Raw genomic sequence first — 16,262 nt, forward strand, 5'->3', positions numbered from 1 at the left:
TGACGGGCCCGCCTCCGGTGTGTTCATCGAGTCATTTCCCGGCGCGTCGCGCCCCGCAAGGAGGAAGCACATGGGCATCGCCCGTCATCGCTTCGGATCCAGAGCCCTCTCCGCTCGTCCGTCCCGTTTTCCGGCCCGCGCCGTCGTCGTGGCGGCCGGTCTGTCCCTCGTTCTCGTCGCCGGCTGCGGAGGCGGCGGTGACACGGGCAAGGCGAAGACCAAGGACGGCAAGACCGTCGTCAGCATGGGGCTGTTCGGCGTCATGGGGTTCAAGGAGTCGGGGCTCCTGGACCGGTACATGGAGGAGAACCCCGACATCGTCATCGAGGCCGACGTGTCCGGCGACGAGCAGACGTACTACACGGCGCTCCAGACCCATCTGGCCGCCGGCAGCGGTCTCAAGGACATCCAGGGCATAGAGATAGGCCGGGCCAAGGAGCTGGTCGACACCCAGGCCGGCAGGTTCGCCGACCTGTCCAAGACGCCCGGACTCGACCACTATCTGCCGTGGAAGTCGAACCAGGTCAGCACGGACGACGGCAAGCTGCTGGGACTCGGCACCGACATCGGCCCGATGGCCGTCTGCTACCGCAAGGATCTGTTCGAGCAGGCGGGACTGCCGACCGAGCGCGCCGAGGTCGAGAAGCTGTGGGCGGGGGACTGGTCCAAGTACGTCGACGTCGGGCGGGACTTCAAGAGCGGGACCAAGAACAAGAAGCTCGCCTTCATGGACAGCTCCAGCGGTCTGTTCAACGCCATGATCTACGGCGCGGAGCAGCAGTTCTACGACGGGAGCGGCGAGCTGATCTACGCGGACAACCCCGTCGTGCGGGACGCCTGGGATCTCGCGGCCGACGCCGCGAAGTCCGGACTGACCGCCAAGCTGCGGCAGTTCCAGCCCGGCTGGGACCCGGGACTGGCCAACGGCACGTTCGCCACGGCGGTCTGTCCCGCGTGGATGCTCTCGCACATCAGCGAGAAGGCGGGACCGGCGAACAAGGGCAAGTGGGATGTCGCCAAGGCACCCAAGGGCGCCAACTGGGGCGGCTCGTTCCTCGGGGTGATGGAGAACAGCCCCGTGAAGAAGGAGGCGTCCGATCTCGTCGCCTGGCTGACCGCGCCCGAGCAGCAGGCGTACATCTTCGAGAAGCTCGGCAACTTCCCGTCCTCGAAGACCGCGCTCGACATGCCGGCCGTCGCGAACGGCACCTCCGCGTACTTCAGCGACGCGCCGATCGGCCGGATCTTCGGTGACGCCGCCAAGGAGATCCCGGACAAGCAGGTGCTCGGGCGCAAGGACGGCACGATCAAGGACGCCTTCTCGGCCGGTCTCCAGCTGATCGAGGCGCAGGGCAAGAGCGCCGACGAGGCGTGGAAGACGACGGACGAGCGCATCGAGAAGGCCACGCGCTGACCGGTGGGGCGCTCCCGGCGGCCGGTGTCACCTGACCGGCCCGGCCGCCGGGACGCGCCCCCGCCCGCCATCGCCCGCCGCGCGTCCGCCCTCTCGACCGTTGTCCACCGAACCGCATCCCCGAACGCCCCCATCTCGCCGAACGCTCCCACCGACATCGAGGAAGGACGCCCGCGTGGCCACCTCCACCCCGGCAGCCCACACCGACGGGCAGCCGCATCCGACCCCGGACGGCTCCGCCGGAAAGGACGGCGCCGGCCGCGACGGGTCCGCCGGTCAGTCGCGGCGCACCATCCTGCACCGGCTCGACGTGCGGGCGGTGCCGTACGCCTTCATCGCCCCGTTCTTCCTTGTCTTCGGGGCCTTCGGCCTCTACCCGCTCATCTACACCTTCTGGATCTCGCTGCACCGCGTCGAGCTGTCCACCATGGACATGATGGAGTGGCGCGGCCTCGCCAACTTCACCGAACTCATCGACGACGACCGGTTCTGGAACGCGCTGACCAACACCTTCACCATCGGCGTCATCTCCACCGTCCCGCAGCTCCTCATGGCGCTCGGCCTCGCCCACCTCCTCAACTACCGGCTCCGTGGCTCGACGTTCTTCCGGGTCGCCGTACTCACCCCGTACGCCACCTCCATCGCCGCCGCCGCGCTCGTCTTCACCATGCTCTTCGAGCGCGACTTCGGCATGATCAACTGGGGTCTGGGCTTCTTCGGGATCGACAACATCGACTGGGAGAGCCAGAAATGGCCCGCCCAGTTCGCCATCTCCGCCATCGTCATCTGGCGCTGGACCGGCTACAACGCGCTGCTCTACCTGGCGGCGATGCAGGCGATACCCAGGGACCTGTACGAGGCGGCGGCCATCGACGGCGCGTCGCGCTGGCAGCAGTTCCGCCAGGTCACCGTCCCCGGCATCAGCGCCACGATCGTCTTCACCATCGTGCTGTCCACGATCGGCGCGACCCAGCTCTTCGGCGAACCGCTGATCTTCGGCCAGGGGCCGAACGGCATCAGCGGGGGCGCCGACAACCAGTACCAGACGCTGGGCCTGCTCCTCTACGAAGAGGGCTGGAAGAACTACCAGATGGGCCGGGCCGCGACGATCGCCTGGGCGATGTTCCTGATCCTCGTGCTCGTCTTCGTCCTCCAGCGCGTCCTCGCGCGGGTCAAGGCGCGCCGACCGGCACGGGCCGCCACACCCCCGGGGGCCACCGGGGACACGAAGAAGGCCAAGTCCACGCCGTCCGCCACGTCCTGACCAGGGAGCAGCAGCCGTATGACCATCGACACCGCACCCGTCCGGGCGGACGCGCGCGACCACGCGCCCGAAGCGGCGGCGCCCTTCGGCCGCCGCCGGATCCGCCGCGCGCTGCGCCCCGGCGCCGGCCGCACCCACCACGCCGGACCACTCGCCTATCTCCTGCTCGGCATCGCCGCGCTCGTCTCGCTCTTCCCGCTGTACTGGACGGTGGTGGCCGCTTCCACCGACAACACCCGCGTGGCACAGACCCCGCCGCCCTTCCTGCCCGGTCCGAACCTCCTGAAGAACCTCGGGATCGCCTGGCAGGACGCCGCGCTGGGCAAGGCGATGCTCAACAGCCTGATCGTGGCCGGCGCCATCGCGCTGTCGACGGTCTTCTTCGCCACCCTGGCCGGCTTCGCCTTCGCCAAACTGCGCTTCCGGGGGCGCAACCTCCTGCTGCTGCTGGTCATCGGGACGATGATGGTGCCGCCGCAGCTCGGAGTCGTACCCCTATTCATGATGATGGCCGACCTGGGCTGGGGGCAGACACTCCCGTCGGTCATCTTCCCGACACTGGTCAGTGCCGTCGGGGTGTTCTTCATGCGGCAGTACCTCAAGGAGGCGCTGCCCGACGAACTCATCGAGGCGGGGCGCCTGGACGGCGCGCACTCGCTCCGTATCTTCTGGAGCATCGTGCTGCCGATCGCCCGGCCGCCCATGGCCGTCCTCTTCATGATCACGTTCGTGCACGCGTGGAACGACTTCTTCTGGCCGTTCATCGCGCTGGACATGACCAACCCCACGGTTCCCGTCGCCCTCACCCAGCTCAGCGCGGGCTATGTGCGCGACCAGTCCGTGATCATGGCGGGCGCGTTGCTCGGCACCCTGCCGCTGCTGGCGATGTTCATCGTCTTCGGCCGCCAGATAGTCGGCGGAATCATGCAGGGAGCGGTCAAGGGCTGACCGCCGACCGCCTCCTCCGCCCCGCACTCTCCCCGTCAACACCCGTCACACGGCACACAGTTCAACTCCTGAAAGGGACCCGCGTGAGCACATCCCCCTCCGTACGAGTCTTTCCGCCCGAGTTCCTCTGGGGCACCGCGACGGCCGCCTACCAGATCGAGGGCGCCGCACAGGAGGCCGGCCGTACCCCCTCCATCTGGGACGTCTACTCCCGCACCCCCGGCAAGGTCCGCAACGGCGACACCGGCGACATCGCCGCCGACCACTACCACCGCTGGCGCGAGGACACCGCCCTCCTGTCCGACCTCGGCGTCGGCGCCTACCGCTTCTCCGTGTCCTGGCCGCGGGTGCGGCCCACCGGCAGCGGCCCCGTCTCCCAGGAAGGGCTCGACTTCTACCGCCGCCTCACCGACGACCTGCTCGCCAAGGGCATCGAACCGGTCGTCACCCTCTACCACTGGGACCTTCCGCAGCAGCTGGAGGAGGCGGGCGGCTGGCCCGAGCGCCGCACGGCGGAGCACTTCGCCGAGTACGCGGGGCTCGTCGCCGACGCGCTCGGCGACCGCGTCAAGACATGGACCACGCTCAACGAGCCCTGGTGCAGCGCGTTCCTGGGCTACGGCTCCGGGGTGCACGCCCCCGGCCGTACCGACCCCGTCGACGCCCTGCGCGCCGCCCACCATCTCAACCTCGGCCACGGACTCGCCGTCCAGGCGCTGCGCGAGCGGCTCCCGGCGGACGCGCGGCTGTCCGTCACGCTCAACCTCCACCAGGTACGGCCCCTGACCGACAGCGCGGCGGACCACGACGCGGTCCGCCGGATCGACGGGCTCGCCAACCGCGTCTTCACCGGACCGATGCTGGACGGCGCGTACCCCGAGGACGTCATGGCCGACACCTCCTCGCTCACCGACTGGTCCTTCGTACGGGACGGCGACCTGGCGCTCATCAACCGCCCGCTGGACTTCCTGGGCGTCAACTACTACTCGCCGACGCTCGTCTCGCACCATGACGGGCCGCCCGCCCACGGTTCGGACGGCCACGGCGTGAGCGACCACAGCCCCTGGCCGGCCGCCGACCAGGTCGCCTTCCACCAGACGCCGGGCCCCCGGACGGCGATGGGCTGGACGGTCGATCCGCAGGGCCTGTACGAGCTGCTGACGCGGGTGCACCGGGACCACCCGGGACTGCCGCTGATGATCACCGAGAACGGCGCGGCGTTCGACGACTACGCCAACCCCGACGGCGAGGTCCACGACCCGGAGCGGATCGACTATCTGCGCGGCCATCTCGCCGCCGTGCACCGCGCGATCGAGTCGGGGGCCGACGTGCGCGGTTACTTCCTGTGGTCGCTGCTCGACAACTACGAGTGGGGCTACGGCTACAGCAGGCGCTTCGGCGCGGTGTACGTCGACTACGCCACCCAGCGGCGTATCCCCAAGGCCAGCGCGCACTGGTACGCCAAGCTGACGCGCAGCGGCAGTCTGGACGTCCCCGCCGGGCGGTAGCAGCCGCCCGGCGGCGGGGTTCACGACGGCAGGGTGGTGGTCTTCTCGATGGTGGCCGTCTCCGTGGTGGCCGGCACCGGTGACACAGCCGGCGCCGGCGGCACGGGGGACGGTGTGCGGTAGGCGCGGAGGGGGCCGTTGACCGCCGCCACGACGGCGATCACCACCGTGGCGGCCAGGCCCCCGGAGACCAGCGAGAAGGGGGCGGAGGTCGCCGAAGCGACCAGCCCGCCACGGAAGTTGCCGAGTTCCGGACCCGCGACGCCGATGACATGCTCCACGGAGGAGACCCGCCCCCGGTACGCGTCCGGGGTCTCCAACTGGACCAGTGCGCTGCGGGTGATCACCGACACCGTGTCGGCGGCCCCGGCCACGGCCAGACAGCCGAGCGCCAGCCACAGCGGCCCGGCCAGACCGAACCCGGCCAGCGACAGGCCCCAGACGCCGGCGGCGACCAGCTGCACGAGGCCGGCGCCGCGCCGCCGTGTCACCGTGCCGGAGAGCAGGCCGGCCATGATCCCGCCGACCGCGACGGCGGAGAGGAAGAGACCGAGGGTCCGCGGATCGCCCCCGAAACGGGCCTCGTTGACCAGCGGGAACAGCGAGACCGGCATGGCGAGCAGCGTCGCGGCCAGATCGGTGGCCATCGCCCCCCACAGCGTGGGGCGTCGCAGCACGATCCGCCAGCCGCCGCGCTGCGCCCCGCGCCTGCCGCCCGCTGCGCCGGTGCGCTCGGGGCGCATGGACGGGAGCCGGATCACCGAGACCATCGAGATCGCGACGGCCACGGCCTGCGCGGCGTACGCGGCGGGGAAGTCCCAGCGGGCGATGACCAGTCCGGCCAGCGCGGGGCCCGCCAGCATCGCCGCCTGGAAGGAGATGTTGCTCAGCGCGAGCCCGGCCGCGACCTGGTCGGGCGGCAGCAGCCGGACCGGGAAGGTCCGCCGGGCGGGCGCGCCGAGCGCGCCGCACGCCGCCCCCGTGGCGACGAGGGCCAGCAGCAGCACGACGTTCCGGTTGCCCGCCAGCGACTGGGCGCAGAGCCCCGCCGCGGCCAGCAACTGGCCCCCGGTGGCGACCCGTACGACCGTGCGGCGGTCGACGGCGTCCGCCAACGTCCCGCCGAGCAGCCCGAACAGCAGCGTGGCCACACCGGTGACCAGCCCGATCGCACCGGTGCCGACCGGGCTGCCGGTCAGCTCCCAGACCTGTGCCAGCACCGCCACCATGGCTATCTGGCCGCCGAGTTGGGAGGCCAGCGACCCGATCCACAGGTCCCGGAACGGCCGGCTGCCGCGCAGCGGCCGGGTGTCCAGGAATCCTCCGCGCCCCTTCACCGGGGCTCGACCAGATGATCGAGGATCCGCTGCCGCATCGACCGCCGATCGAGGGCCTGCCGCAGCTCCTCGACCACGGCGGTCAGCGCGTACGGGATCTCGGCGTCCAGCTCGGCGACCGTCGCGTGGGTGGCGCGCCACTCGGCTTCCAGGAACGGTACGAGCGACCGCCCGCGCTCCGTCAGGTCGATCCGCCGGGTACGGGCGTCGGGCCCCGGTTCGGAGGTGATCAGCCCCTCCTTGCGCATGGCGGTGAGGGTCTGGCTGAGGGCGGAGTGGGAGCGGTTCAGGGACTCGGCGAGTTCGCGGATGGTGAGCGGCCCGCTGTGCGCGAGCCGGATCAACGGATAGGCGAACCGGGGCCGCACGCCCTCGATGCCGCGGGAGACGTAGACCTGCTCGATCTCGGCGTCCATGGCGGCCAGCAGGGTGTGCAGCGGCTGCCAGGGGTCGGGCAGCGCGGTGGGGTCGGAAGATGTCACAGCGCTAATATAACAGCGCGGTGATAATCCGCGCGGTGATTATCCGGGCGGGTGCTCGTCGTCGCCGGTCAGTCCGGGATCGCGTCGGCGGACTCCGCGCTGCGCCGGCCCATCAGCCGGAAGCTCTGAGCAGCCTCCATACAGGGTCAGTTGTCGAACCCGGTGTCCCGGGCCACCTCCTCCCACGCCGCGATCTCCGCGCGTACGGCGTCGAGATGGCCCGTCACCGCGTCCACCGCGTCCGGGCCCAGGGGCAGTCGCAGCGGTGTCCTCCCGGCGGCCAGTGCCGTGAGGATCGCCGCCGCGGCCTTGGCCGGGTCGCCCGGCTGCGTACCGCCCACCGTCTCCGCCATACGGCGCGTCAGGCCCACCGTGTCCGCGTACGCCTCGATCTCCGTGCTCAGGCTCTTGCTGCCGAACAGCCCCGTACGGAACGCCCCCGGCTCCACCACCAGCACCTTGATGCCCAGCGGCGCGACCTCGGCGGCCAGCGCCTCGGACATGCCCTCCAGGGCGAACTTCGTGGCGCTGTAGGCCGCGAACCCCGCGAAGGACATCTGTCCGCCCATGCTGCTGAGCTGCACGATCGCCCCCGAGCGGCGGGCGCGCATATGCGGGAGTACGGCACGGGTCAGCGCCGCCGGGCCGAACACATGCACCTCGAACAGCGACCGCAGCTCCGCGTCCGTCGTCTCCTCCAGGGCGCCGACATGCGTCCGGCCCGCGTTGTTGACGAGGACGTCGATCCGGCCGTGCCGGGCGGCCACGTCCGCCACCACCGTGTCGATCCGCGCCGTGTCCGTCACGTCCAGCCGGGCCGCCTCCACCTGGTCCGGGTGGCGCGCGACCAGATCGTCCAGCGTCTCCGTACGACGGGCCGTCGCGACGACCGTGTCCCCGACGGCCACCGCCGCTTCGGTGATCGCCCGGCCGAAGCCGCTGTTCGCGCCGGTGACCAGCCATACCCTGCTCATGCCGTGCTCCTTCGTCGGTCGTGCCTCTACGTACGACCCTGCGCCCGGATCCCCTCGCGGGTCCAAGACCCTCCGTGATAACCATTGGTTATGGACGTGCACGGCCGGGATCTCCGCTACTTCGTCGCCGTGGCGGAGGAGCTTCACTTCACACGCGCCGCCGAGCGCCTCTTCGTCTCGCAGCCCGCCCTCAGCAAGCAGCTCCGGATGCTGGAGCGGACACTCGGCGCGCCGCTGTTCGACCGCGACCGGCACGGCGTACGGCTCACGAGCGCGGGCGCGGCGCTCCTGCCGCACGCCCGGCGCGTACTGGCCGACTGGGACACGGGCCTCGTCGCGTTCGAGGAGGCGAAGGCCGCACAGCGGGCGACACTGGCCGTCGGGATGAGCACCAGTCCGGGCCGGGGCGGCATGCTGCCCGCGATCAGGTCACGCTTCACCGCGACCCACCCGGCCACCACGCTGACGCTCCATCAGGTCAACTGGTCCGACACGACGGCCGGACTGGCCGACGGCGCGAGCGACGTGGCGTTCGTCTGGCTGCCGCTGCCCGACGCCGCCCGCTACCGCTGGCTCGTGATGGCCGAGGAGCCCCGGCTGGTGGCGATGGCCGAGTCGCATCGCCTCGCGGAGCGCGGGACCGTCGACCTCGGGGATCTGCTGGACGAGCCGTTCCTCGCGCTGCCCGAGAGCGCCGGGCCACTGCGCGACCACTGGCTCGCCGTCGACGCCCGGGACGGCCGGCCGCCGGTGATCGGCGCCGAGATCGCGAGCCCCGACGAGACGTACGAAGCCCTGGTGGACGGGCTCGGCGTCTGTCTGGTCGCCAGCGGGAACGCGCCGCTGGTGGCCCGCGCGGGCGTCGTCACCCGACCGGTCACCGGTCTCCCGCCCGCCCAACTCGCCCTGGCCTGGCGGGCGGACGACAACCGCCCGCTCGTACGCGCGTACGTGGAGGCGGCACGCTCGACGCACGCGCGCACCGCGTGACGGCGAACCCACGCGGTGTTCGGCCGCCGCCCTTCGACGCCGTGCTCTGCGACCTCGACGGCGTCATCCGTTTCTACGACATGTCCGAGGTGACACGGCTGGAACGGGCGGCGGGACTGCCCGAGGGCACCACGGCATCCGTCGGATACGCCCCGGAGAACGACCTGCCCCTGCTGCTCGGGCGGATCACCCGCGAACAGTGGGCGGACTCGATCGTCCGGGGGCTCCTGCCGCGCGTGCCGGTGTACGAGGCCGAAGCCCTGGCCCTGGCCTTCACCACGGCGGACTTCCGTGCCGACGGGACCGTGGTGGACCTGCTCCGGCGCGTCCGGGAGCACTGCCCGCTGGTGCTCGTCACCAACGCGACGCGATGGCTCGACGAGGACCTGGACCGACTCGGCCTGGCCGGCCTCGCGCACAGCGTCGTCAACAGCTCCCGTGTGGGCGTGGCCAAACCGGACCCGCGAATCTACGAGATCGCCGTCGAGCGGGCGGGTGTCTCCCCGGACCGCTGTCTCTTCGTGGACGACCGGCGGGAGAACGTGGACGCCGCCGTCGCGTTCGGTATGAGCGCTGTGCTCCACCGCGACGCCGCCGGCCTCCGGACGGCGCTCGCGGCGGCCCTCGGACACTGGGCGGGCTGACCGGCCCGCCCAGTGCCCTGGGGCACCGCGCCCGTCACACCGCGCGGCGGCGGACCTTCACGGCGTTGTCCGTACGCGTGCCCGGCTGCCCGTCGGGACGTATCTGGATCCGCTCGTGCTCCTCGCTGAGCAGCACCTCCCACTCCCCGTCGGGCAGTTGGAGCGATTCGACCACCTCGTCCGGCGTGGGGAGGTGCACCTCGGGGTGAGGGCGCGGTTCCCAGGACGGCAGCCCCGCGTGTCCGACGATCAGGAGCACCCCGCCCGGTGCGACGGCAGCCGCGGCGGTCCGCAGGATCTCCTCGCGCGGCATGTCGCCCGGTGTGTGCAGGAAGTGCGTGGAGACCAGATCGAACGTGCCGGCCGGGAAGGAGACCCCCAGGTCGTGCCGCTGCCAGTCGATACGGCTCGCGACGCCGTCGGGCGCCTCGGCCGCGTGCCGCCGCCCCTTGGCGAGGGCCACTCCGGAGATGTCGCTGGCGGTGACCTGCCAGCCCCGGGTGGCGAGCCAGATCGCGTCGGCCCCTTCGCCGCATCCCAGGTCCAGCGCCCGGCCGGGCGTGAGACCGGTGATCTCGCGGACGAGGACGGTGTTCGGGTTGCCGCTCCAGACGCGGTCGCTCTCGCCGTAACGCGAGTCCCAGAACTCCTCGTTCGTACCACCACCACCACCGCCGCCGTTCGCTTCGGTCGGGTCCGTCGTGCCGGTCGCGCCGGTCCCGTTGTCCGTCGAGGTGTGGCCGTGGCTCATCGCCGTTTCTCCTTCGCCGAGTTGATCCTGTGTGCCGTTCGTGCCGTTCGTGCTGTCCGTGCCGATCACGCCGATCACGCCGCGTTCCCCCGCCTCGCCGCGACCGCGCGCCGCGTGTCCTCGGCGGTCAGGTCCGCGTTGATCGCGGCTCCCGCCCGCAGCCCCGCCGCCGCCGAGCCGATCACGGTCTCCGTCGGATCGGCGACGTTGCCCGCCGCCCACACCCCCGGTACGGATGTCGCGCCGGCCGGGTCGGTGGGGATGTGGCTGCCGACCACCTGGCCGGCCATCTCCCGGTCGACGGCAGCCGCCCCCAGGTCCGCGAGGAGGCCCCCGCGCGCCGTGAACAGCGGCGCGACCACCATCGCGCGCACCGGGACCACCCGGCCGCCGGCCAGCGTGGCGCCGGTCAGCCGGTCGTCCGTCACCTCCAGGGCGGTGACCTCCCCGTCCACGACGGCGATGTCACGCGCGGCCAGTTGCTCGTACGCCTCGTCGTCGAAGTCGGGCGCGGTGTGCCGGAACAGCGTGATGTCATCGCTCCACTGCCGCCACATCTGTGCCTGGTGCACCGAGAGTGGCCCGGTCGCCAGAATGCCGATGGGCGTGTCGCGTACCTCCCAGCCGTGGCAGTACGGGCAGTGCAGCACCTCACGCCCGAAGCGCTCGGCGACACCGGGAACGGGCGGCAGTTCGTCGACGAGGCCCGTGGTCACCAGCAGCCTTCTCGCCGTAACCTCGGCCGCGGCCGAGCCCTCTTCCAGTACGACGCGGAACCCGTCGGCCGTCGAACCCTTGACCGTCGCCACCCGGCCGGCCATGAACTCGCCCCCGTAGCCCGCCACTTCCTCGCGTCCCACGGCGAGCAGTTCGCCGGGCGCGACACCCTCACGGCCCAGGTAGTTGTGGACATGGGCCGCCGGTGCGTTGCGCGGCTCGCCCGCGTCGACCACCAGCACCGAGCGGCGCGCCCGCGCGAGGGCCAGCGCCCCGCTCAGCCCGGCCGCTCCGCCGCCGATCACCACGACATCGAAGTCGACCTTCTGTGTCTTCATGGGAAGCACCTCCAACTTGTGCCTTCTGGATCTGCTGGAGATGGTGCGTCCCTGCCGCGCGGTTGACAAAAATACTTGCCGAGGTGGCAAATGGACCCATGGCTGACGACGACTTCACGACCGTCCTCAACGGTGTGGGACCACGCCTGCGCGCCCTGCGCCGCGATCGCGGTACGACCCTGGCCCTGCTGAGCGAGTCGACCGGGATCTCGGTGAGCACGCTGTCCCGCCTGGAGTCCGGCGGACGCAAACCGACCCTGGAACTGCTCCTTCCGCTCGCCAAGGCGTACGGCGTGCAGCTCGACGAACTGGTGGACGCGCCGCCGACCGGCGACCCCCGCGTCCATCTGCGGTCCTTCTCGCGCTACGGCATGACCTTCGTACCGCTGACCCGCCATCTCGGCGGGCTCCAGGCGTACAAGCAGATCGTGCCGGCGGGCCCGCAGCAGACCGGCGAACTGGAACAGCGCACGCACGAGGGCTACGAATGGCTCTACATCCTGGCCGGCCGGCTCCGGCTGCGCCTCGGCGAGCACGATCTGGTGCTGGGCGCGGGCGAGGCCGCCGAGTTCGACACGCGCACCCCGCACGGGTGGGCGAGGGCGGGCACGGAAGCGGTGGAATTCCTCACGATCTTCGGCCGGCAGGGGGAGAAGATGCACGTACGCGCGCGGCCCGCCGAGAAGTGAACACCGCCCCGGCCAGGGGTCTCACCAGGTGTTTGCCGACCCACAGCGCGTGCCGCGCCCCGGACGCGATCCGGTCGAGCGGCGGATCGGCGGCGGGAAGCGCCGTCGCCACCGCCGGTGCGGCGCCGCCCGCGCGAAGGACATCGCCGGCGAGCGCCGCGAGATAGCGGTGCCCCCGGCGGTTCGGGTGCAGCCGGTCCACGCAGACGATTCCGGCCCGCTCCGGGCGGCCCGCCGTACACGCGTCGATCAGCCACGCGCCGTGGCGCCGCGACACCCGCTCGATCACCTCGTTCGCCTCGGCGATCCGGCGCCGCAACTCCGCCCGCCGCGCACGCGGCAGGGGCAGCGCGGCCCCGACGTCGTGCAGCGTCATCGTCAGGACACCGACGCCCGCCGCGCCGCTCAGCGCGGCGACGACATGGGCGTAGTCCTCCTCGAAGCGCGCCACGTCGAAACGGCCGGCGATCACGTCGTTCACTCCGATCACACACGTAACGTACGCGGGCGCCAGGGCGACGGCACGCTCCAGCTGATCGCGGCGCAGCGCCGCGACCGTGGCGCCGCTGCGCGCCAGATTCGCGACGAGCTCCAGCCCGGACCGCCCGGCGGGATCCGTCTCCGTCTCCGCCTCCATCGTCAGATAGTGGATCCAGCCCCGCAGCGCGCCGCCCCGGCCGGGGTCGCCGACACCCTCGCTCACACTGTCGCCGACGGCGACCAGACCGCCCGTCTCCATACTCATATTCATGACTAATAATGTAGATGACTACAAGCGCTCCTGGCAGCCCCCGACGACCTGGATAGGCTGACGCCCATGTCTCTGCGGCACGCCGTCCTGGCCGCCCTGATCCAGGGCGAGGCCAGTGGCTACGAACTCACCAAGCGCTTCGACGTCGGGGTGGCCAACTTCTGGCACTCCCGCCCCCAGCAGCTCTACGCGGAGCTCACCCGGCTGCACACCGAAGGGCTCGTCCGGGCCACCGAAGTGGTGCAGGAGTCACGGCCGACGAAACGCCTGTACGCACTGACCGACACGGGTACGCAGGCGCTGGTCGACTTCGCCGCCGGGCCGCTGCGGCCGACGAATCCGCGCGACGAGCTGACCGTGGCGGTGCAGTGCGCCGACGTGGTCGAACCGGACGCGCTGCTCGCGCATCTCGGACGCCGCGCGGAGGAGGCCCGGCGGAAACTGGCCGCGCTGCGCCGGACGGAGGCCTCGATCCTGTCCGGCCGCGACGAGGAGGAGTTCGTACGCACCACGGGCCACCTCGGGCCGTATCTCACCTGCCGGCGCGGCATCCGGTACGAGGCCGAGACGGAGCGGTGGTGCGAGTGGGCGGCCGGGCTGATCCGGGCCAAGCGGCGGGCGGCGCGCACCGCCTGACGTCGGACGGGTCCGGCCGATCAGTCCTTCGCCGGCGCGATCGACGCCAGCAGCGACAGCACCACTCGCTCCGTCGACGCGGCCATGTCCACCGACTCCGGCGACAGCAGCCACTGCACCTGGAGTCCGTCCATCACCGCGATGATCGCGTTCGCCACGTTCTCGACGTCCAGGTCCTCGCGCGCCTCGCCCAGTTCGGCCGCCTCACGCAGCGCGTCGACCACGAAGGCCCGCAGCCCGGTGTACCGGTTGCGGAAGTACTCCTGCGCGGGGTGGCTGTCGGTGACGCTCTCCGCCGAGAGCACCGCGTAGAGCCGTACGATCCCCTCCCGCCCGGCGTTGCGGCGCGAGGTGTCGATCAGATGGCGCAGGAAGGCCAGACCACGGGGACGGTCGGGGCCGAGCTGTTCTATGTCGGTCTGGTCCCGCAGTTCGAGCACGCTCGTGAGCAGCAGTTCCTTGGACCGGAAGTAGTGCAGCACGCCCGCCTGTGTGAGGCCCGCGCGATCCGCGATCTCCGCCAGCGACGCGTTGTTGTAGCCGCGGGCGGCGAACGTCTCCATCGCGATCCGCAGGATCTCCTCGCGCCGCTGCCGCGCCCCCGGACTGCGTGGCGTACGCGGCTGGGCAGGCCCGGCCGCCGCGCCGCCCCGTTCCCCCGCTCGTCTGTTACTCACCGGGCGCAGTCTACGGCGCCACGGATCATGCCCACGGCCCGCGCGCCCCAAGGGACTTGTCTTCCGGAACAAGTTCGGCACGACTACTTACTAAGTACTTAGTAAGCGTGCTTTCATGTCGCCGACGCGCCACCCGGCCACGGCGCGGGACGCCCCGAGCCGCAGGCGATTCGTCTCCCACACGAACCGGCAGGAGCCCCCACGTATGCGAAGAGCCCCGCACACCCTGCACCGAACCGTCGTTCGTAAAGCCGTCGTCGCCCTCAGCGTGCTCACGCTGGGCGGCACCCTCGGACTCACGTCGTCCGGCACCGCGCAGGCCGCCGATCCCACCGCGCAGGTGTGGATCTCCACGGCCGACGGGAGCCGCAAGCTGGCATCGGACGGCCAGATCACCTTCAACTCCACGCCCCAGGCCATCGACATCAACGTCAACGCGGCCCAGCGCGAACAGCAGTTCACCGGCGCGGGTGCCTCGGTCACCGGCGCGGCCGGACATCTGATCAACCAGCTTCCGGCGGCCCAGAAGAACGCCCTGATGACCTCGCTCTTCTCCGCGCAGGGCGACGGCATCGGCATCAACTACCTGCGCCAGCCGCTCGGCGGCACCGACTTCAACCAGGGCGCCGCCTACACCTACGAGGACAACCAGGGCGACTTCAACCTCGGCCGCGACCACGAGGCGATCATCCCCGTCCTCAAGCAGGCCGTGTCGATCAACCCCGGCATCCGCTTCATGGGCAGCCCCTGGACACCGCCCGCGTGGATGAAGACCAACAACAGCCTCAACGGCGGCAGTCTGCGCACCGACCGCTACCAGAACTACGCCGACTATCTGGTGAAGGCGATCCAGGGATACCAGCAGCAGGGCCTGAAGCTCACCGACCTCACGGTGCAGAACGAGCCCGAGTTCGCCACGAGTTACCCCTCCATGAGCATGACCGCCTCCGAGCAGGCGGCCTTCTTCAAGGTGCTCGACCGCACCCTGACGGCGGCGAACCTGCCGACCAACCTCCTCGCGTACGACCACAACTGGGACCACCCCAACTACCCGCTCCAGGTCTTCTCCGAGACGCCGGGCATGAACCGGGTGATCGGCGCGGCGTTCCACTGCTACGGCGGGCAGCCCACCAGCCAGTCGCAGATCAGACAGGCCGGCAAGCGCGTCTTCTTCACCGAGTGCTCGGGCACCGACAGCGACAACCCGGCGAGCACCTTCGCCGACACGCTGAAGTGGCACGCGGAGAACCTCGTCGTGGCCAACATGCGCAACGGCGGCGAGACCACGATCATGTGGAACCTCGCACTGAACCAGAACGGCGGCCCCCACCAGGGCCACTGCACCACCCGCTGCAACGGCGTGGTCGAGATCAACGGCAGCACGGTCACCCGCAACGCCGAGTACTACGTCCTCGGTCATCTCACCAAGTTCGTCAAGCCCGGCGCCACCCGCATCGGCTCCACCAGCCAGGGCGCGGGCGGTGTGCAGAACGTCGTCTGGCACAACCCGGACGGCAGCAAGGCGGCGTACGTCGTCAACGGCGCGGGCGCGGCCCGGACCTTCTCGATCACGGACGCCGGACGGTCCGCCACGTACACGCTGCCGGCGGGCGCCGTCGCCACCCTCGTATGGACCGGGGCCGACACCGGCAACCCGGGCGACGGCTCCATCGACCCGGCGAAGTGGTACCAGGTCGTCAACAGCGGCAGCAACGCGTGCCTCGACGCGACCGGTTGGGGCACGGCGGACGGCACCGGCCTTCAGCAGTGGGCCTGCTCCGTCCCCGCGGCGAACAACCAGACCTGGCAGTTCAGACCCACCAGCAACGGCTACCACCAGGTCGTCAACCGGCACGCCGGCAAGGTGTGGGACGTCGACGGGGGAGTGGGCGCCACCGCCGACGGGGCCCGCGCGCATCTGTGGAGCTACACCGGCGCCACCAACCAGCAGTGGCAGGCGCAGCGGATCGGGACCACCGACCGCTACCGGTTCGCCGCCAGACACAGCAACAAGTGCCTGACGGTGAGCGGCGGTACGGCGAACGGGGCCACGCTCACACAGCAGCCCTGCACCGAAGCGGCGAGTCAGACCTTCCGGCTGGTCGCGCAGTAGCCATGGGCGGGAGCCGGTGAGCCCGACAC

At 71.2% G+C, this 16,262-nt stretch carries 16 protein-coding genes; 9 read left to right on the forward strand and 7 right to left on the reverse strand.

Annotated features, from left to right (window positions below):
- The first annotated feature begins 70 nt into the window (after window positions 1-70).
- The 4 genes from ACFYNU_RS33980 (at window position 71) to ACFYNU_RS33995 (ending at window position 5,134) form a co-directional block, all read left to right on the forward strand.
- Complete coding sequence (locus ACFYNU_RS33980) at window positions 71-1,414, forward strand: extracellular solute-binding protein (protein ID WP_356588997.1); 1,344 nt, start codon at window positions 71-73, stop codon at window positions 1,412-1,414.
- Between the two features lie 175 nt (window positions 1,415-1,589).
- Complete coding sequence (locus tag ACFYNU_RS33985) at window positions 1,590-2,678, forward strand: sugar ABC transporter permease (RefSeq protein ID WP_356588999.1); 1,089 nt, start codon at window positions 1,590-1,592, stop codon at window positions 2,676-2,678.
- 18 nt (window positions 2,679-2,696) lie between these two features.
- Window positions 2,697-3,626, forward strand: a complete 930-nt coding sequence (locus tag ACFYNU_RS33990) for a carbohydrate ABC transporter permease (protein WP_356589001.1) — start codon at window positions 2,697-2,699, stop codon at window positions 3,624-3,626.
- An 83-nt stretch (window positions 3,627-3,709) separates the two neighbouring features.
- A complete protein-coding gene (locus ACFYNU_RS33995; RefSeq protein WP_356589003.1) occupies window positions 3,710-5,134 on the forward strand; it encodes a GH1 family beta-glucosidase in 1,425 nt (474 codons plus the stop codon).
- Window positions 5,135-5,154: 20 nt separating this feature from the next.
- Here the strand turns inward: ACFYNU_RS33995 and ACFYNU_RS34000 are convergent, their stop codons facing one another.
- From ACFYNU_RS34000 to ACFYNU_RS34010, 3 genes are all read right to left on the reverse strand, one after another.
- On the reverse strand, window positions 5,155-6,471 hold the full coding sequence (locus tag ACFYNU_RS34000; RefSeq protein WP_356589005.1) for an MFS transporter: 1,317 nt from the start codon (window positions 6,469-6,471) through the stop codon (window positions 5,155-5,157).
- Complete coding sequence (locus ACFYNU_RS34005) at window positions 6,468-6,953, reverse strand: MarR family transcriptional regulator (protein ID WP_356589007.1); 486 nt, start codon at window positions 6,951-6,953, stop codon at window positions 6,468-6,470. The genes ACFYNU_RS34000 and ACFYNU_RS34005 overlap by 4 nt, the downstream gene beginning before the upstream one ends.
- A 146-nt stretch (window positions 6,954-7,099) precedes the next feature.
- A complete protein-coding gene (locus ACFYNU_RS34010) occupies window positions 7,100-7,927 on the reverse strand; it encodes an oxidoreductase (protein WP_356589009.1) in 828 nt (275 codons plus the stop codon).
- Between the two features lie 90 nt (window positions 7,928-8,017).
- On the opposite strand from ACFYNU_RS34010, the gene ACFYNU_RS34015 reads away from it, so the two are divergent.
- Together ACFYNU_RS34015 and ACFYNU_RS34020 are read left to right on the forward strand one after the other, a co-directional pair.
- On the forward strand, window positions 8,018-8,917 hold the full coding sequence (locus tag ACFYNU_RS34015) for a LysR substrate-binding domain-containing protein (RefSeq protein WP_356589011.1): 900 nt from the start codon (window positions 8,018-8,020) through the stop codon (window positions 8,915-8,917).
- On the forward strand, window positions 8,914-9,561 hold the full coding sequence (locus ACFYNU_RS34020; RefSeq protein WP_356589013.1) for an HAD-IA family hydrolase: 648 nt from the start codon (window positions 8,914-8,916) through the stop codon (window positions 9,559-9,561). The genes ACFYNU_RS34015 and ACFYNU_RS34020 overlap by 4 nt, the downstream gene beginning before the upstream one ends.
- A gap of 34 nt (window positions 9,562-9,595) precedes the next feature.
- Here ACFYNU_RS34020 and ACFYNU_RS34025 read toward each other — a convergent pair whose 3' ends face one another.
- Together ACFYNU_RS34025 and ACFYNU_RS34030 are read right to left on the reverse strand one after the other, a co-directional pair.
- The gene (locus tag ACFYNU_RS34025; protein WP_356589015.1) at window positions 9,596-10,390 is read right to left on the reverse strand and encodes a class I SAM-dependent methyltransferase; all 795 of its coding nucleotides are present in this window, start codon (window positions 10,388-10,390) and stop codon (window positions 9,596-9,598) included.
- Window positions 10,387-11,367 carry an NAD(P)/FAD-dependent oxidoreductase gene (locus tag ACFYNU_RS34030; protein ID WP_356589017.1) on the reverse strand — a complete coding sequence of 327 codons (981 nt, stop codon included), beginning with the start codon at window positions 11,365-11,367 and terminating at the stop codon, window positions 10,387-10,389. The genes ACFYNU_RS34025 and ACFYNU_RS34030 overlap by 4 nt, the downstream gene beginning before the upstream one ends.
- Before the next feature lie 98 nt (window positions 11,368-11,465).
- Here ACFYNU_RS34030 and ACFYNU_RS34035 point away from each other — a divergent pair, with 98 nt between their 5' ends.
- The gene (locus ACFYNU_RS34035) at window positions 11,466-12,056 is read left to right on the forward strand and encodes an XRE family transcriptional regulator (protein WP_356589019.1); all 591 of its coding nucleotides are present in this window, start codon (window positions 11,466-11,468) and stop codon (window positions 12,054-12,056) included.
- Here the strand turns inward: ACFYNU_RS34035 and ACFYNU_RS34040 are convergent.
- Window positions 11,995-12,807 carry an SGNH/GDSL hydrolase family protein gene (locus ACFYNU_RS34040; RefSeq protein WP_356589021.1) on the reverse strand — a complete coding sequence of 271 codons (813 nt, stop codon included), beginning with the start codon at window positions 12,805-12,807 and terminating at the stop codon, window positions 11,995-11,997. The two genes, ACFYNU_RS34035 and ACFYNU_RS34040, sit on opposite strands and share 62 nt — an antisense overlap.
- Window positions 12,808-12,873: 66 nt before the next feature.
- Between ACFYNU_RS34040 and ACFYNU_RS34045 the strand changes: the two genes are divergently transcribed.
- A complete protein-coding gene (locus tag ACFYNU_RS34045; protein ID WP_356589023.1) occupies window positions 12,874-13,443 on the forward strand; it encodes a PadR family transcriptional regulator in 570 nt (189 codons plus the stop codon).
- 20 nt (window positions 13,444-13,463) lie between these two features.
- On the opposite strand, the gene ACFYNU_RS34050 is transcribed toward ACFYNU_RS34045, so the two are convergent.
- Window positions 13,464-14,120: a TetR family transcriptional regulator C-terminal domain-containing protein gene (locus ACFYNU_RS34050; RefSeq protein WP_388768310.1), complete on the reverse strand. Its 657-nt coding sequence runs from the start codon at window positions 14,118-14,120 to the stop codon at window positions 13,464-13,466.
- A 205-nt stretch (window positions 14,121-14,325) separates the two neighbouring features.
- Between ACFYNU_RS34050 and ACFYNU_RS34055 the strand changes: the two genes are divergently transcribed.
- Window positions 14,326-16,233, forward strand: coding sequence for an RICIN domain-containing protein (locus ACFYNU_RS34055; protein ID WP_356589025.1), 1,908 nt, complete (start codon window positions 14,326-14,328; stop codon window positions 16,231-16,233).
- Window positions 16,234-16,262: the final 29 nt, after the last annotated feature.

This window comes from Streptomyces sp. NPDC006643 (assembly GCF_042870175.1).
Classification (GTDB): domain Bacteria; phylum Actinomycetota; class Actinomycetes; order Streptomycetales; family Streptomycetaceae; genus Streptomyces.

Bases quoted from the DNA above. Each gene is read 5' to 3' on its own strand.
- ACFYNU_RS33980 (WP_356588997.1), top strand. From the start codon at position 71: ATGGGCATCGCCCGTCATCGCTTCGGATCCAGAGCCCTCTCCGCTCGT.
- ACFYNU_RS33990 (WP_356589001.1), top strand. From the start codon at position 2,697: ATGACCATCGACACCGCACCCGTCCGGGCGGACGCGCGCGACCACGCG.
- ACFYNU_RS34010 (WP_356589009.1), bottom strand. From the start codon at position 7,927: ATGAGCAGGGTATGGCTGGTCACCGGCGCGAACAGCGGCTTCGGCCGG.
- ACFYNU_RS34015 (WP_356589011.1), top strand. From the start codon at position 8,018: ATGGACGTGCACGGCCGGGATCTCCGCTACTTCGTCGCCGTGGCGGAG.
- ACFYNU_RS34030 (WP_356589017.1), bottom strand. From the start codon at position 11,367: ATGAAGACACAGAAGGTCGACTTCGATGTCGTGGTGATCGGCGGCGGA.
- ACFYNU_RS34035 (WP_356589019.1), top strand. From the start codon at position 11,466: ATGGCTGACGACGACTTCACGACCGTCCTCAACGGTGTGGGACCACGC.
- ACFYNU_RS34040 (WP_356589021.1), bottom strand. From the start codon at position 12,807: ATGAATATGAGTATGGAGACGGGCGGTCTGGTCGCCGTCGGCGACAGT.
- ACFYNU_RS34045 (WP_356589023.1), top strand. From the start codon at position 12,874: ATGTCTCTGCGGCACGCCGTCCTGGCCGCCCTGATCCAGGGCGAGGCC.
- ACFYNU_RS34055 (WP_356589025.1), top strand. From the start codon at position 14,326: ATGCGAAGAGCCCCGCACACCCTGCACCGAACCGTCGTTCGTAAAGCC.